Below are 16,199 nucleotides of genomic sequence, written 5' to 3'. Positions count from 1 at the left end.
ATGTTGTGCCATGTCTGGTCGAGCCTCGGGTGCACGAGCGGCCGCCGCCCTGGTGATGGCAGCAGGGCTCGCCCTGCCGGTCCCGGTCGGCGCCCACGCGGCGGGCAAGCCGCACCGGCCGCCGGAGGTCCTGCTCCGGTCGGTCGGTGACTCGGGCGTCCGCGAGGCCGACGTCCGGCTCCGGCGCTCGGACTTCCACGACACGACGGACGGTGCGGACGGCGACCGGCGCACCAAGCGGTTGCGCACCTCGTCGTACCGGCTCGCCGGGCTGACCTGGCGCGGCGACGGCTCGAGCCTCATGATGCGCAACCGCGCCGGCTCCGGCTGGTCGGCGTGGCACCCGATGCCGGCGCTGAGCGACCTGCCCAGCGCGGACAGCCCCGACGCGAGCGCGACGAGCGGCACCGAGCCGCTGTGGGTCGGGGGGTCCGACGCCGTCCAGATCGGCCTGCACGGACCGATCCCGCAACGCCTCACCCTCGTCCTCATCGACCCCGGCCGCCGCAAGTCCGACAGTGCCGAGCCCGAGCCGACCAACCGGACCGGCCACCACCACTGGAAGCACGCGCCGCGGCCGCCCATCCGGCTGCGGAAGGCGTGGGGCGCGGTGGACAGCTGGCGCAACGGCGGGCCGTGGTACGTCCGCACGATCCAGCAGGTGCACATCCACCACACGGTGACGGCCAACCGCTACTCGCGCGCCGACGTCCCCGCCCTGATCCGCGGGATGTACCGCTACCACACGCACAACCTCGGCTGGTCCGACATCGGCTACAACTTCCTCGTCGACCGCTTCGGCCGGATCTGGGAGGGCCGCAAGGGCGGCGCGGGGCTGCCGGTGCAGGGCGCGCACACGCTCGGCTTCAACGAGACCTCGACCGGCATCGCGGCGATCGGCAACTTCGAGCTGGTCAAGCCGAGCCAGAAGATGCTGACCGCGATCGTGCGGCTGGCGTCGTGGAAGCTCGACAAGTACCACCGCGACGTCCCGCACTGGGCGCACGTGTTCTCCCACGGCAGCGACCGGTTCCGGTGGGGTCGCACGGTCGTCCTGCCGAGGATCGACGGGCACCGCGACACCAACCAGACGGCCTGTCCGGGACGCAGGCTCTACGCCAAGCTCCCGGGCATCCGGCGGCGGGCGACGATCCGGGTCCGGCACTACTGACGTCGTACTCCTAGGATTCACGCATGAGTCGAGTCCTGTCAGCCGTCGCCTGGCCGTATGCCAACGGCCCGCGCCACATCGGCCACGTCGCCGGTTTCGGTGTGCCCTCCGACGTCTTCAGCCGCTACATGCGGATGGCCGGGCACGACGTCCTCATGGTGTCGGGCACCGATGAGCACGGCACCCCGATCCTCGTCGCCGCCGACAAGGACGGCGTGAGCGCCCGTGAGCTGGCCGACAAGAACAACACCGTGATCGTGCAGGACCTGCTCGACCTCGGGCTGTCCTACGACCTCTTCACCCGGACCACCACCGGCAACCACTACAACGTGGTTCAGGAGATGTTCCGGACCGTCCACCGCAACGGCTACATGGTCGAGCAGACGACGTTCGGCGCGATCAGCCCGTCGACCGGCCGCACGCTCCCGGACCGCTACATCGAGGGCACCTGCCCGATCTGCGGCTTCAAGGAGGCCCGCGGCGACCAGTGCGACAACTGCGGCAACCAGCTCGACGCCACCGACCTGCTCGAGCCGCGCTCGAAGATCAACGGCGAGACGCCGGAGTTCATCGAGACCCAGCACTACTTCCTCGACCTGCCCGCCCTGGCCGACGCGCTCAAGGTGTGGCTCGACGAGCGCGCCGAGTCCGGCACCTGGCGGCCCAACGTCATCAAGTTCTCCCAGAACATCCTCGAGGAGATCCGCCCGCGGGCGATGACGCGTGACATCGACTGGGGCATTCCGGTCCCGGGCTGGGAGGACCAGCCGACCAAGCGCCTCTACGTCTGGTTCGACGCCGTCATCGGCTACCTGTCGGCGTCCATCGAGTGGGCTCGCCGGCTCGCCAAGGAAGATGGGGGGAGTCCGGAGCGCTGGCGCGACTGGTGGAACGACCCCGAGGCCCTGGCCTACTACTTCATGGGCAAGGACAACATCGTCTTCCACAGCCAGATCTGGCCCGCCGAGCTCCTCGCGTACGACGGCCGCGGCTCGCGCGGCGGCGAGCCGGGTGTCTACGGCGACCTGAACCTGCCGACCGAGGTCGTCTCCTCGGAGTTCCTCACGATGGGGGACCAGCAGTTCTCCTCCAGCCGCGGCCATGTCATCTACGTCGGTGACTTCCTCGCGCGCTACGGCCCGGACGCGCTGCGCTACTTCATCTGCGCGGCCGGCCCGGAGACCTCCGACGCCGCCTTCACGTGGGCCGATTTCGTGACCCGCAACAACTCCGAGCTGGTGGCGGGCTGGGGCAACCTGGTCAACCGCACGGCGACGATGGTCGCCAAGAGCTTCGGCGAGGTCCCGGCGGCCGGGACCCTCGAGCCGGTCGACGAGGCCGTGCTGGCGTCGGTCCGCGGCGCCTTCGACACCGTCGGGGACCTGATCGGACGCCACCGGCTGCGCAGCGCGATCGCCGAGGCGATGCGCGTCGTCGGCGAGGTGAACAAGTACCTCACCGTCACCGAGCCCTACAAGATGAAGGACGAGTCGCAGCGCGAGCGCCTCGGCACCGTCCTGCACGTCGCCGCCCAGTGCGTCGTCGACTGCAACACCCTGCTCTCGCCGTTCCTCCCGCACTCGGCCAACAAGGTGTGGGCGACGTTCGGGGGCGAGGGGGAGTTCATGCCGATGCCGCGGGTCGACCAGGTCGAGGAGCTCGACCCCGACCAGGGTGCCGGCCTGTCGTTCTACCCGGTCATCACCGGCGACTACACCGCCACCCCGGAGTGGGCCCCGCGGCCGATCGTGGTGGGCACGAAGATCGCCAAGCCGTCGCCGATCTTCACCAAGCTCGACCCGTCGGTGGTCGATGAGGAGCTCGCCCGGTTCGGTGGCTGAGCCCGCGCAACGTCATACGGACAGAGCCGCGGAGGGCTCGGTCCGCATGACGTCCCGCGGGACGAAGTTGCGCCCCGGAAGTGCGAAGACCGCGACGACCGCGCCGGCGAAGCAGATGCCGGCCACGAGCAGGCAGCCCGCGTGCAGCCCGGCCATGAACGAGTCCTGCGCGGCGGCGACCAGGCGCGGGTCGCGGCCCGCCATGCCGATCGCCACCGCGACCGAGTCGCGGGCCTGGTCGAGCCGGCCGCCGGCCAGTGCCCCGAAGGCACCGTCGGCCAGGCGGGCGCCGTACACGGAGGAGAACAGCGAGCCCACGATCGCGACGCCGAGCGTGGCGCCGAGCTCGCGGGTCGCGTCGTTGACGGCCGAGCCGACGCCGGCGCGGGCTGGGGGCAGGACGAGCATGATCGACTCGGTCGCGGGCGTCGCGATCAGGCCCATGCCAAGGCCCATCAGCACCATCTGCGGGACGATCACGGTCGCGTAGTCCGTGGTCACGGTCGCGGTCGCGACCCAGGCCATCGCGGAGCCGAACATCAGCAGGCCGGTCGTCACGACAGAGCGGGTGCCGATCCGGGGAGCCAGGATGCCGCCGGCCACCGAGGCGATCGCGATACTGATCGCGACCGGCAGGATCCGCGCACCGGTGGCGAGGGGGCCGAAGCCGCGGACGAGCTGGAAGTACTGCGTGATCAGGAAGATGAAGCCGGCCAGCGAGAAGAACGTGATCATCACGGCGCCGCTGGCCGCGCTGAAGCGGCGGTCGGTGAAGAGGCGTACGTCGAGCATCGGGTGCGCGGCGCGCCGCTCGACGACCACGAACACCGCGACGAGCACGGCGGCGAGGGCGAAGCCGGCCAGTGTGGTGGTCGAGGACCAGCCGCGGCTCGGCGCCTCGATGATCGTGTAGGTCAGCAGGCTGAGCATCGCGACCGAGACGCCGAGGCCGGGCAGGTCGAGGCGGGGGACCGAGGGGTCCTTCGACTCGGGGACCAGCCACACGGTCAGCACGGTCGCGAAGAGCGCCACGGGAGCCAGGGCGAGGAAGACGCTGCCCCAGTAGAAGTGGTCGAGCAGCAGCCCGCCCGTGACCGGTCCGAGCGCGACGCCGGCACCGACCACGGCACCCCAGCCGCCGAGGGCGGCCGCGCGCTGCCGGCGGTCGGTGAAGGTGTTGGAGATGACCGAGAGCGTGGTGGGGAAGATCAGCGCGGCGAAGACGCCCATGCCGATGCGGGCGCCGATCAAGGCGCTGGTGCTGTCGACGAAGGCGCCGGCGACGCTGGTGGCCGCGAAGCCGAGGAGCCCCACGATGAGGGCGGGACGGCGGCCGTAGCGGTCGGACAGGCTGCCGGCGGCGAGGACGAGGGCGGCGAAGGCGAGGTTGTAGCCGTCGACGACCCACTGCAGGCCACGGGTGCCGGCGTCGAGCTCGCGGGCGATGCTCGGCAGGGCGACGTTGACGATGGTGACGTCGAGGTTGATCGCGAGGGCGGCGGTGTAGACCGCCAGGAGGATGCCGAGCTTGCGGTTCATGGGGCGCTCCGGATGGGAAGGGTGGCGAAGGTGAGTCCTATGTGGACACTGTCAACATGACGAGTGAAGCATCGGATGTGGACACTGTCAACATGGGCGTACCATCCTCCCCATGAGCACCTACCATCACGGCAACCTCCGCGAGGAGCTGGTCCGGACGGCCGTCGGACTCGCCCGCGAGAAGGGTGAGGCGGGCGTGGTGCTGCGCGCGGTGGCGCGCCAGGCCGGGGTGTCCCACAACGCGGCGTACCGGCACTTCGCGGACCGCGACGAGCTGCTCGCCGAGGTGGCGGGGGAGGCGTTCGCAGGGCTCTCGGCCGCCATGGCTCGCCGGGTGGGCTCGGTCGAGGGGGCCACGCCCGAGGAGCGGGCGCGGGCCGGGCTGCGGGAGATCGGCCGTGCCTACGTCGAGTACGCCCTGGCCGAGCCCGGGCTCTTCGCCTGCGCCTTCGCCAGCCACGAGCTCAAGGGCGAGATGGCCGACGCCGACCCCTACACCCAGCTCGGTCAGGCCCTCGACCGGCTCGTGGAGGTCGGCGCCATGGACCCCGCCCGCCGGCCCGGGGCCGAGACCGTCTGCTGGTCGGCCGTGCACGGCTTCGCGGTGCTCAACCTCGGCGGGCCCCTGCGCGACCTGCCCGCCGCCGAGCGGGCCGCCGAGCTGGACCGGATGCTGCTCGTCATCGAGCGCGGCCTCACCGACTGAGCGGCGTCTCCGCGGCGGCCATCAGTGCCCGGATCGACGGCGCCTGGGCCACGGCGTTGACCACGACGGAGAACGCGAGGAACGCGACCGCCGGGCCGTGGTGGCCCGCCACCCACAGGCCGAGCGCCGCCAGCGTGAAGACGAGCACCTTCGTCCCCGGCCGGACCACGGGACCGCTGTGCTCCGCCTTCGGCGAGGCGAACAGGAACCACACCAGCATCGTCACGACCGGCGCGAGCACGGCGAGCCACCAGCCCGCGGCGTGCTGGCCCCACACCCCGGCCGCGACCACCGCGAGCACCTCGTCGACGAACACCAGCGCGAGCACCGACCACCCCAGAATCACCACGGCGGCATCCTCCCAGCCAGTAGCGTTCCCCGCATGAGTGCTGCGATGTACCTGCCCCAGTTCTTCGTCAAGCAGAAGCTGACGTTGATGGTCAACCGCTACGAGATCTTCGCGGCCAACCCCGACGGCAGCTTCGGGCAGCTGATGGGGTTCGCCGAGCAGAAGCGGATGGCGTTCAAGGAGCAGGTCACGTTCTTCGCTGACGAGACCAAGTCGCGGCCGGTGTTCGCGTTCAAGGCCCGCAAGGTGATGGACCTCAACTCCGGCTACGACATCACCGACGAGGCCGGCCAGCAGATCGGCTTCTTCAAGAAGGACTTCGGCGCCAGCCTGCTGCGCTCGACCTTTCCACCTCGAGGGCCCGGGCTACGCCGGCGTCGGCCAGGAGCGCAGCCAGGTCGTCGGGCTGCTGCGCCGCTTCACCGACATCAGCTTCCTGCCCTTCCACTTCGACTTCGTCGACAGCGCCGGCGCCCCGCTGATGTCCAGCGAGCGCCAGGCCACGCTGCGCGACAAGTACACCGTGACGGTGCCCGACCAGCGGGTCGACTTCCGCGTGGCCGCCGCCGTGGCCGTGGGCCTCGACGCCCTCATGGCGCGCTGACCCAGCCCACCACCGTGGTGCTCTTCCCCGAGGCCCGGCGGGCCGTCGACGCCGCCGCCGGTGACCTGCCCGTCTGGGACCCGCAGTTCTCGATCGCGGCCTCGCGCGCCGAGGCGCGGGCGGCCGCGGCCGCCGAGCCCCGTGAGGACGTCGCCGAGGTCGTCGACCTCGACTGCCACGGGGTGCGGTGCCGGCTGTTCCGCCCGGTCTCGACAAGCTCGACGGTCTCGACAAGCTCGACCACCGAGCGCTCCGACGCGGTCGTCCTGCACCTGCACGGCGGCGGCTTCGTCTTCCACGACATCGACGTCCACGACGCGGGCGCGCGCCGCCTGGCCAACCGCACCGGCACGACCGTGTTGTCCGTCGACTACCGGCGCCCGCCGGAGCACCGCTTCCCGGCCGCCCCCGACGACGTCTCCACGGTCGTCCGCTGGCTCACCGGCCACGGGCGCGAGCACGGCATCGGCGGGCCGGCGTACGTCCACGGCGACAGCGCCGGCGGCAACCTCGCCCTCGTCGCGGCCCTGCGGCACCCGGGCTTCTTCCGTGCCGTCGCCCTCGTCTACCCCTTCCTCGACCCGACGGCCGGCTTCCCGTCGTACGGCACCGCCGCCGACGGCTTCGACCCGCGCGAGGCCGCCTGGTACTGGCAGCAGTACGCCGGCACGCCGGCCGACCTGGTCGACCCCGACCTCGCGCCGCTGCTCTCGCCGGACCTCGCGACGCTGCCGCCGACCCTGGTCGTGACGGCCGAGCACGACCCGCTCCGCGACGAGGGGGAGCACCTCGCGAGGCTGCTCGCCGAGCAGGGCGTGGAGGTCACCGCGACCCGCTACCTCGGCCAGATCCACGGCTTCTGGCGGCACCCGAGTGTGTTTCCGGCGACAGAACCGCTACTGGGGCAGGTGGCGGGCTTCTTCCGTTTGCACTCCTGAGCGGGGGTTCGGGAGGATCGATCCCATGCGCGTGCACCTCGGCTCCGACCATGCCGGCCTCGACCTCAAGGACCACCTGCTCAACTGGCTGACCGACCACGGCTACGAGCCGGTCGACCACGGCCCCTTCGTCTACGACGCCCTCGACGACTACCCCGTCTTCTGCCTGCGGGCCGCGGAGGGCGTCGCCGCCGACCGCGCGGAGGGACTCGACAGCCTCGGCGTCGTCATCGGCGGCTCCGGCAACGGCGAGCAGATGGCCGCCAACAAGGTCCACGGCGTCCGCTCGGCGCTCGTGTGGTCCGAGGAGACCGCGGTCCTGGCCCGTGAGCACAACGACGCCAACGTCGTCTCCGTCGGTGGCCGGATGCACTCCCTGGACGACATGACCCGTTTCGTCGAGGTCTTCCTGGCCACGCCGTTCCCCGGCGACGAGCGCCACGTGCGCCGCATCGGCCAGCTCTCCTCCTACGAGACGACGCGGGAGCTCCCGCCGCTGCCCGAGTCGGCCCTCGGACGCGTCGACGGAACTGATGCCTGAGGGGCACACCCTCCACCGGCTCGCCGGTGACATCGAGTCGGTCTTCGGTGGCCGGCTCGTGCGCGTCGGCAGCCCCCAGGGGCGCTTCGCGGACTCCGCGGCACTCGTCGACGGCCACCTGCTCGAGGGTGCCGAGGCGTGGGGCAAGCACCTGTTCGTCTCCTTCGGCGACCGCTTCGTCCACGTCCACCTCGGCCTCTACGGCAAGTTCGACCTGCACCCCGACGTCGACGAGGTGTCGCCGCCGGTCGGCCAGGTCCGGCTGCGGCTCGTCGGGCCGGGCGGCGAGCCCGGCACCACGTCGTACGCCGACCTCCGGGGCGCCACCACCTGCGAGCTGGTCACCGCCGAGCAGCGCGACGCCGTCGTGGCGCGGTCGGGCCCGGACCCGATCCGGGCCGGTGCCGACCCGATGCTGGCGTGGGAGCGGATCCGGCGCAGCCGCGCCCCGATCGGCGGCCTGCTCATGGACCAGTCGGTGCTGGCGGGCGTCGGCAACGTCTACCGGGCCGAGGTGCTCTTCCGCCACCGGATGCACCCGCTCCGCCCCGGACACACGCTCCGCGTCGGCCAGTGGCTGGCCATGTGGGACGACCTCGTCGCGCTGATGGCCGAGGGCGTGCGGACCGGGCGGATCGACACGGTCCGGCCCGAGCACACCCCCGAGGCGATGGGCCGCCCGCCCCGCGTGGACGACCACGGCGGCGAGGTCTACGTCTACCGCCGGACGGCCCAGCCCTGCCACGTCTGCGGGTCCTCCATCCGCACCGAGGTGCTGCAGGGACGCAACCTGTTCTGGTGTCCCCAATGTCAACGCACGTTCCGATCGCGCGCCGTACAGTGAACCCACCCTGCGAAGAGGACCGACGATGACCGCTCTCCGTGAGCCGGCCCGGGCTGCGCGCCCCACCCCCGTGCGTCGTCCGCGACGATTCCCCAGCCTCGCCGGCGCCGCCCGCGAGAGCCGGATCGTGTTCTGGCTGACCCTTGCGGCGATCGCGATCACCGCGTCGATCATGGTCTTCCCGAACGTCATCCCGATCAACGCACTGGTCGTGCCGCTGCTCCTGGGCAGCCTGCTCCTCGGGCCGCGCCAGCTGCCGTGGTTCGTCGTGTTCGTGATGGTCGGGCTGATGCTCGCGCTCACCCGGCAGTCGGTGATCCAGATCCGGACCGTCATCGCCGTCGCGATCGTCTTCCTGCTCAGCTTCATCATCCTGCTCACCTCCTTCCGCCGCTCGCGCCTCGGCGTGGCCGGCGTGCTCGGCGAGTCGATGCTGGTCGACCTCCGCGACCGGATCCTCGGCCAGGGCGGCATCCCCGAGCTCCCGCACGGCTGGTACGCCGAGTCCGCGCTGCGCTCGGCCGGCGGCACGCCCTTCGCGGGCGACTTCATCGTCGCCACGACCTCCCCGGGCGGCGAGCGCCTCGAGGTCGTGGTCGTCGACGTGTCCGGCAAGGGCGAGCAGGCCGGCACCCGCGCACTGCTGCTCTCCGGGGCCTTCGGTGGCCTGCTCACCGCGCTCGACCCCGCTCACTTCCTCCCGTCGGCCAACAACTACCTCCTGCGCCAGCAGTGGGAGGAGGGGTTCGCCACGGCGGTCCACCTCTCCCTCCAGCTCGACACCGGCGCCTTCGAGGTGCGCACGGCCGGCCACCCGCCGGCCATCCAGCTCGCGGCCGGGTCCGGCCGCTGGGCGGTCCTGGAGACCGAGGGGCCGATCCTGGGCCTCATCGAGGGCGCGGACTTCCCCTGCGTGCGGGGCGAGCTGCGCCGCGGCGACGCACTGCTGCTCTACACCGACGGCATGGTCGAGACCCGGCGGCGTGACATCGGTCTCGGCATCGACCGGATGGTCGGCCAGGCCGAGCGCCTGCTGCGCGGCGAGTTCGACGGAGGAGCGGCCCGTCTCGTGGAGGCCCTGGGCTCGCAGAACGACGACCGCGCGCTGCTCCTGGTGCACCGCCGCTGACGCATATCGGCCCGGCATGGACCCGGCGGCCGGCGTACGGGCCTGCCTCGGTTGGGGCGCAGCCCTCGCCGTGTGGCACCATGACACCCGCAGATTTCCGGCCACTCGCGGGGCCGGGGCACGCGTGCGGATGTAGCTCAATGGTAGAGCCTCAGTCTTCCAAACTGATTACGCGGGTTCGATTCCCGTCATCCGCTCCAAGCAGGGTCCGGTCCGTGCCGATCACGGGGCGGGTGCCCACTTGGCGGGGCGTAGCGTAGTGGCTAGCGCGCCTGCTTTGGGAGCAGGAGATCGCAGGTTCGAGTCCTGTCGCCCCGACGCATGACCGGACCAGGAACAACTGATGAGGAGAACCTTGTGAAGAGCGCCGTCGAGACCTTGAGCCCGACCAGGGCCAAGCTGACCGTCGAGGTGCCCTTCGAGGAGCTCAAGCCGAGCCTCGACGCGGCGTACAAGAAGATCGCCCAGCAGATCAACATCCCCGGCTTCCGCCGCGGCAAGGTGCCCCCGACGGTCATCGACCGCCAGGTCGGGCGCGGCGCCGTCCTCGACGAGGCCATCAACGACGTGCTCCCCAAGAAGTACATCGAGGCCCTCCAGGAGAACTCGCTCCAGCCGCTCGCGCAGCCGGACATCGAGGTCACCAAGTTCGAGGACAACGAGACCCTCGAGTTCACCGCCGAGGTCGACATCCGACCCGAGATCACCCTCCCGGCCTACGACGGCCTCGAGGCCGAGGTCGAGGACGTCGAGATCACCGACGCCGACGTCGAGGAGCAGGTCCAGGCGCTGCGTGAGCGCTTCGCGACGCTCAGCGACGTCGAGCGCCCCGCCGCCGACGGCGACTTCGTCGTGCTGGACCTCCGCGCCACCCAGGACGGCGAGCTCGTCGAGGGTGCCGAGGTCAGCGGCATGTCCTACCAGGTCGGTCGCGGCGGCATGCTCGACGGCCTCGACGAGGCCCTGACCGGCATGTCCGCCGGCGACGACAAGACCTTCACCTCCCAGCTGGTCGGCGGCGACCTCGTCGGCGCCGACGTCGAGGTCGCGGTCACCGTGACCCAGGTGCAGGAGCAGGAGCTCCCCGAGTTCGACGACGACTTCGCGCAGCTCGCCTCGGAGTTCGACACCGCCGAGGAGCTCACCGCCGACGTGCGCGAGCGCCTGGGCCGCGGCAAGCGCCTCGAGCAGGCCGCCGCCGCGCGCGACGCCGTCCTGGAGAAGCTCCTCGACAAGGTCGAGGTGCCGCTGCCGGAGACGATGGTCACCGACGAGCTCAACGCCCGCCGCCAGAACGTCGAGCAGCAGCTCGCCTACGCCGGCATCACGATGGAGAAGTACCTCGAGGACGAGGGCCAGACCATCGAGGAGTTCGAGGCCGAGCTGGACCGCCGCGTCCGCGACGCCGTCGCCGCGCAGTTCATCCTCGACGAGGTCGCGAAGAAGGAGGAGCTCGGCGTCGACCAGAACGAGCTCTCCTCCCACCTGGTCCGCCGCGCCCAGCAGTCCGGCCAGGACCCGCAGGAGTTCGCGAACCACATGTTCGAGCACAACCACATCCCGGACCTCGTGCAGGAGATCCTGCGCGGCAAGGCGCTGGCCACGATCGTGGAGTCCGCGGTCGTCAAGGACGCCTCGGGCAACGCGGTCGAGCTGAAGAACCTGCGCCCCGACGGCACCATCGGCGAGCCCGAGGACGAGGCCGCGGCCTCCTCCGAGGACGCCGCCGAGGAGCCCACCGAGGCATGAGCACCACCCGCACGTCGTACGTCGGCCCGCCCGGACACTGTCCGGGCGGGCCGTCGCCGTTGAGTCGGGACTTTCCACCACTCGAATCCGGACTTCTGGTCAGTCGACTCGGGACTTCTCGTCAGTCGCCTGACTCGCGTGGTCCGAACTCCCGATTCATGTGGCTGGAAGTCCCGATTCGACCGGCGAGGTGAGTGCACAACCGTCCACTCAAATCGTAGGCTGGGGCCATGACCGCACCGCACCGCTCCCCGGGACCCACGGTCCTCGACGCGCTGAGCCTGCTCTCCGAGGTCGCCGACGAGCTCGTCGTCAAGACCGTGCGCGACACCCACTACGCCTGGGCCGACCGCGTCCACGGCCTGGCCCGACGGGCCAGCGGCGGCACCTCCACGGTCCCGGAGCTGGCCCACCGGGGGATCGCCGCGGCGGTCTACGGCGGGCTGTCGGTGGGCTTCCGGGCTGCGTCGAAGGGGCTCGATGCCGTGGCCGCGACCGGGGTCGGTCCGCGGCTCGAGGACGACGCCCGCGGCCGGTTCGTCTCCGCGGCCGTCAACGGGCTGATCGGGGACCGGCTCCTGCGGGAGCGCCCGCAGCTGGCCATCCCGATGGCCGTCCGGCGCGCGGGGAGCGACGTACCCCTGGAGCGGGCGGAGCTGGCCGCGGCGTTCCCCGCGGCCACCGGTCGCGTCGTGGTGTTCCTGCACGGCCTCTGCGAGAACGAGTCCTACTGGGACCGCGGCCGCGCGGAGGGCCATCCGACGTACGGCGAGGCGCTGGCCGAGCGCGGCTGGACACCGGCCTTCCTGCGGGCCAACACCGGGCTGCCGCTGCGGGAGAACGGCGTCGCCCTGTCCGCCCTGATGCAGCGACTCGTGGAGGAGTGGCCGACCCCGGTCACGCGGATCGCCCTGGTGGGCCACTCGATGGGCGGGCTCGTGGTCCGGGCCGCCGGGGCGGTCGCCGCCGACGTCGAGGAGCCGTGGACGGGCCGGGTCTCCGACGTCGTCACCCTCGGCACGCCCCACCTCGGCGCGCCCATCGCCCGGGGCGTCGGCCAGGGCAGTCGCGGCATGGCCCGGCTGCCCGAGACCGCGGCGTTCGGCCGGATCCTGGACTGGCGCTCGACCGGGGTGCACGACCTCGTCGCGGGGCTCGCCGAGGACGTCCCGCCGCTGCCGCACGCGCGCTACCGGCTGGTCGCGGCGACCGTGACGACGTCGGCGCGCCACCCCGTGGGGCGCTACGTCGGGGACCTGCTGGTGCGGCCGCCGTCGGCGTACGGGCGGGACCGGTTCGGCGCCGAGCTCTTCCCGGGGGCCGACGTCCTGCACGTGGGCCGCACCGACCACTTCGGGCTGCTCAACCATCCCGACATCCACCGCGCACTGGCAGAGTGGCTCGCGTGATGAGCCGATGACCGGTGCCGACCGCGAGCTGCGGGCCGAGACGACGATCGCCGCACCGCCCGAGGCGGTCTGGGCGCTCCTGAGCGACTTCGCCCGGATGCCGGAGTGGAGTCCCGAGCTGGTGACCATGCTGCCGCTGAAGCCGGGCGGCCTGCGGGTGGGGCAGTGGTACCTCGGGCTCAACCGCCGCAAGGCCGTGGTCTGGCCGACCCGGAGCGTGCTGGCCGTCCTGGAGCCGGGCCGCCGGGTCGCCTGGGACACCCGCTCCAGCGGAGCCCGCTGGATCTGGGAGCTCGAGCCCGACGGCGCCGGCGGCACCCGCGTCGTGCACCGCCGCCCGGTGCCCGAGCGGATCACGCTGCTCTCGAAGGTGTTCGCGCCGCTCGCGCTGGGCGGCAGCGTCGGCCACGCCGACGAGCTCGAGGCCGGCATGCAGCAGACCTGCGCCCGGCTGAAGGCGGCCGCCGAGGCGGGCTGATCCGGCCCCGCCGGCCGCGGGCTTCCGCTGTCGGCGAACAGGGGTGGATATGCCGTGGAACTGTCGATCCTTCGGGCTAGGGTCCTAGCGTGACCCAGAATCCCAGCCCTGACTTCGCCCCCCAGATGAATGGCGGGGCCGGCCTCAGCGTCCTCGACGACCACATCTACCAGCGGCTGCTCCGCGAGCGCATCGTGTTCCTCGGCTCCGAGGTCCGCGACCAGAACGCCAACGCGATCTGTGCCCAGCTGCTGCTGCTCTCGGCGGAGGACCCGGAGGCGGACATCTTCCTCCACATCAACAGCCCCGGTGGCTCGGTCGACGCCGGCATGGCGATCTACGACACGATGAACTACATCCCCAACGACGTCGCGACCGTGGGCATGGGCCTGGCCGCCTCGATGGGCCAGTTCCTCCTCTGCGCCGGCACCAAGGGCAAGCGCTACGCCCTGCCGCACGCGCGGATCATGATGCACCAGCCCTCCTCGGGCATGGGTGGCTCCGCCTCCGACATCAAGATCCAGGCGCAGCAGTCGCTGCACATCAAGAAGGTCCTGCTCGACCTGATCGCCGAGCACACCGGCCAGGCGATCGAGCAGGTCGTGGCCGACGCGGACCGCGACCGGTGGTTCACCGCCGAGCAGGCCCGTGACTACGGCCTCGTGGACCAGGTCATCAAGTCCGCCCGCGAAGCCGCCGACGATGGCCGCCCGGCCCGAGTGAAGGACTGAACATGAACTACTACATCCCGCAGTGGGAAGAGCGCACGTCCTACGGCTTCCGGCGGATCGACCCCTACGCCAAGCTGTTCGAGGACCGCATCATCTACCTCGGCACCCCGATCTCCGACGACGTCGCCAACGCGGTCATCGCGCAGCTCATGTGCCTGGAGTCGATGAACCCCGACCAGGACGTCCAGATCTACATCAACAGCCCCGGTGGCTCCTTCACCGCGCTGACGGCGATCTACGACACGATGAACTTCATCAAGCCCGACGTGCAGACCGTGTGCATCGGCCAGGCGGCGTCCGCGGCGGCGATCCTGCTCGCCGCCGGCACCAGCGGCAAGCGCATGGCGCTGCCCAACAGTCGGATCCTGATCCACCAGCCCTACACCGAGGGCACCTTCGGCCAGACCTCGGACATCGAGATCCAGGCCAACGAGATCCTGCGCATGCGCGAGCTGCTCGAGAAGATGATCAGCGACCACTCCGGCCGCTCCATCGAGCAGGTCAGCACCGACATCGAGCGGGACAAGATCCTGACCGCGCACCAGGCCGTCGAGTACGGCCTGATCGACTCGGTCATCGAGTCGCGCAAGGGCACGCCCGCGAGCGTCCGCTGACGCATCGACTGTTCCTCGTGTCCCGCCCCCGATCGGGGGCGGCACGGGGTACCGTCAAGGAGTTTCACAGCTTGTTGGATTCGACCTGGAGGATGACCGCACGTGGCACGTATCGGTGACGGAGGGGACCTGCTCAAGTGTTCCTTCTGCGGGAAGAGCCAGAAGCAGGTCAAGAAGCTGATCGCCGGTCCCGGCGTCTACATCTGTGACGAGTGCATCGACCTCTGCAACGAGATCATCGAGGAAGAGTTGAGCGAGGGCGCCGAGGTCAGCCTCGACGAGCTGCCCAAGCCCAAGGAGATCTTCGAGTTCCTCAACTCCTACGTCATCGGCCAGGAGCACGCGAAGAAGTCCCTCGCCGTGGCGGTCTACAACCACTACAAGCGGGTGCAGGCCGGCCTCCAGCCCGTGGCGGGCAAGCACAGCAAGGAGGAGGTCGTCGAGGTCGCGAAGTCCAACATCCTCGTGATCGGACCCACCGGCTGCGGCAAGACCTACCTCGCCCAGACCCTGGCGCGGATGCTCAACGTGCCGTTCGCCATCGCCGACGCCACCGCCCTCACCGAGGCGGGCTACGTCGGGGAGGACGTCGAGAACATCCTCCTCAAGCTCATCCAGGCCGCCGACTACGACGTCAAGAAGGCCGAGACCGGCATCATCTACATCGACGAGATCGACAAGGTGGCCCGCAAGGCGGAGAACCCCTCGATCACGCGCGACGTCTCCGGTGAGGGCGTGCAGCAGGCGCTGCTGAAGATCATCGAGGGCACCACCGCCTCGGTGCCGCCGCAGGGTGGCCGCAAGCACCCCCACCAGGAGTTCATCCAGATCGACACCACCAACATCCTGTTCGTGGTGGGCGGCGCCTTCGCCGGGCTCGAGCACATCGTCGAGCAGCGCGTCGGCAAGAAGACCCTCGGCTTCACCGCCGAGGTGCGCGGCCAGGCCGAGCGCGAGGCCGAGGACCTGCTCCTGCAGGTCCGCCCCGAGGACCTGACGAAGTTCGGCCTGATCCCCGAGTTCATCGGCCGGCTCCCGCTGATCGCCAGCGTCAGCAAGCTCGACCAGGAGGCCCTGGTCCAGATCCTCACCGAGCCCCGCAACGCGCTCGTCAAGCAGTACCAGAAGCTCTTCGAGCTCGACGGCGTGGAGCTGGAGTTCACCTCCGAGGCCATCGCCGCGATCGCCGACAAGGCGATGGAGCGCGGCACCGGCGCGCGCGGCCTGCGCGCCATCATCGAGGAGGTCCTCCTCCACGTGATGTACGACGTGCCCTCCCGCGGCGACGTCGGCAAGGTCATCGTCACCGGCGAGGTCGTCACCGACGACCTGGCCCCGACGCTCGTTCCCCGCGAGACCGAGGCCAAGAAGAAGAAGTCGGCCTAAGGGGTCGAGTCGATGCTCCTATGACGCGTCAAGCCGCGATGGTGGGGGTGTTGAGGGCTCGTAGGTCTTGTCGGAGCAGGGTGAAGAGTTCGCGGGCGAGGTAGCGCTTGAGCTTGCGGCGCAGGTGGGGGTCCGACTTGGCATCGGTGGTCCGGGCGGCGATGTAGGCC

At 70.9% G+C, this 16,199-nt stretch carries 15 protein-coding genes and 2 tRNA genes; 15 read left to right on the top strand and 2 right to left on the bottom strand.

The features are described 5' to 3' along the window. The first annotated feature begins 10 nt into the window (after positions 1-10). Positions 11-1,171 (top strand): peptidoglycan recognition protein, encoded by a 1,161-nt coding sequence (locus tag EJF31_RS14235; protein ID WP_125037830.1) that lies wholly within the window; start codon positions 11-13, stop codon positions 1,169-1,171. A gap of 23 nt (positions 1,172-1,194) precedes the next feature. Then, positions 1,195-3,012 (top strand): methionine--tRNA ligase, encoded by a 1,818-nt coding sequence (metG, locus tag EJF31_RS14230; protein ID WP_125037829.1) that lies wholly within the window; start codon positions 1,195-1,197, stop codon positions 3,010-3,012. A gap of 12 nt (positions 3,013-3,024) precedes the next feature. Here metG and EJF31_RS14225 read toward each other — a convergent pair whose 3' ends face one another. After that, on the bottom strand, positions 3,025-4,551 hold the full coding sequence (locus tag EJF31_RS14225; RefSeq protein ID WP_125037828.1) for an MFS transporter: 1,527 nt from the start codon (positions 4,549-4,551) through the stop codon (positions 3,025-3,027). Between the two features lie 112 nt (positions 4,552-4,663). Between EJF31_RS14225 and EJF31_RS14220 the strand changes: the two genes are divergently transcribed. Continuing rightward, positions 4,664-5,257 (top strand): TetR/AcrR family transcriptional regulator, encoded by a 594-nt coding sequence (locus tag EJF31_RS14220; protein WP_125037827.1) that lies wholly within the window; start codon positions 4,664-4,666, stop codon positions 5,255-5,257. Here the strand turns inward: EJF31_RS14220 and EJF31_RS14215 are convergent. After that, positions 5,247-5,606, bottom strand: a complete 360-nt coding sequence (locus EJF31_RS14215) for a DUF2568 domain-containing protein (RefSeq protein WP_185736282.1) — start codon at positions 5,604-5,606, stop codon at positions 5,247-5,249. The two genes, EJF31_RS14220 and EJF31_RS14215, sit on opposite strands and share 11 nt — an antisense overlap. 33 nt (positions 5,607-5,639) lie before the next feature. On the opposite strand from EJF31_RS14215, the gene EJF31_RS22350 reads away from it, so the two are divergent. The 12 genes from EJF31_RS22350 to clpX all read left to right on the top strand — a co-directional run bounded on the left by EJF31_RS22350 (position 5,640) and on the right by clpX (position 16,029). Continuing rightward, positions 5,640-7,148: an alpha/beta hydrolase gene (locus EJF31_RS22350; RefSeq protein WP_260430867.1), complete on the top strand. Its 1,509-nt coding sequence runs from the start codon at positions 5,640-5,642 to the stop codon at positions 7,146-7,148. A 25-nt stretch (positions 7,149-7,173) separates the two neighbouring features. Further along, positions 7,174-7,689 carry a ribose-5-phosphate isomerase gene (locus tag EJF31_RS14200; RefSeq protein WP_125037826.1) on the top strand — a complete coding sequence of 172 codons (516 nt, stop codon included), beginning with the start codon at positions 7,174-7,176 and terminating at the stop codon, positions 7,687-7,689. Further along, positions 7,682-8,533, top strand: a complete 852-nt coding sequence (locus EJF31_RS14195; RefSeq protein WP_125037825.1) for an Fpg/Nei family DNA glycosylase — start codon at positions 7,682-7,684, stop codon at positions 8,531-8,533. Before EJF31_RS14200 ends, EJF31_RS14195 begins: the two co-directional genes overlap by 8 nt. A 25-nt stretch (positions 8,534-8,558) precedes the next feature. Beyond that, positions 8,559-9,662, top strand: a complete 1,104-nt coding sequence (locus tag EJF31_RS14190) for a PP2C family protein-serine/threonine phosphatase (protein WP_125037824.1) — start codon at positions 8,559-8,561, stop codon at positions 9,660-9,662. A 126-nt stretch (positions 9,663-9,788) separates the two neighbouring features. After that, positions 9,789-9,862: transfer RNA gene (locus EJF31_RS14185), tRNA-Gly, on the top strand. A 45-nt stretch (positions 9,863-9,907) separates the two neighbouring features. Continuing rightward, positions 9,908-9,980, top strand: a tRNA-Pro gene (locus EJF31_RS14180). 39 nt (positions 9,981-10,019) lie between these two features. Then, the gene (tig, locus tag EJF31_RS14175) at positions 10,020-11,411 is read left to right on the top strand and encodes a trigger factor (RefSeq protein ID WP_125037823.1); all 1,392 of its coding nucleotides are present in this window, start codon (positions 10,020-10,022) and stop codon (positions 11,409-11,411) included. Between the two features lie 230 nt (positions 11,412-11,641). Continuing rightward, complete coding sequence (locus EJF31_RS14170) at positions 11,642-12,820, top strand: alpha/beta hydrolase (protein WP_125037822.1); 1,179 nt, start codon at positions 11,642-11,644, stop codon at positions 12,818-12,820. Between the two features lie 7 nt (positions 12,821-12,827). Next, the gene (locus EJF31_RS14165; protein ID WP_125037821.1) at positions 12,828-13,298 is read left to right on the top strand and encodes an SRPBCC family protein; all 471 of its coding nucleotides are present in this window, start codon (positions 12,828-12,830) and stop codon (positions 13,296-13,298) included. A gap of 125 nt (positions 13,299-13,423) precedes the next feature. Continuing rightward, positions 13,424-14,029, top strand: a complete 606-nt coding sequence (locus tag EJF31_RS14160; RefSeq protein WP_125038411.1) for an ATP-dependent Clp protease proteolytic subunit — start codon at positions 13,424-13,426, stop codon at positions 14,027-14,029. A 2-nt stretch (positions 14,030-14,031) separates the two neighbouring features. Further along, a complete protein-coding gene (locus EJF31_RS14155) occupies positions 14,032-14,643 on the top strand; it encodes an ATP-dependent Clp protease proteolytic subunit (protein WP_125037820.1) in 612 nt (203 codons plus the stop codon). Positions 14,644-14,745: 102 nt separating this feature from the next. Then, entirely contained in the window at positions 14,746-16,029 is a 1,284-nt protein-coding gene (clpX, locus tag EJF31_RS14150) for an ATP-dependent Clp protease ATP-binding subunit ClpX (protein WP_125037819.1), read from the top strand. Positions 16,030-16,199: the final 170 nt, after the last annotated feature.

Origin of the sequence: Nocardioides sp. LS1 (assembly GCF_003865225.1) — a bacterium.
Taxonomy (GTDB): domain Bacteria; phylum Actinomycetota; class Actinomycetes; order Propionibacteriales; family Nocardioidaceae; genus Nocardioides; species Nocardioides ginsengisegetis.
The sequence above is the reverse complement of the archived record's forward strand: the minus strand, read 5'-3'. Positions and strand labels throughout refer to the sequence as shown.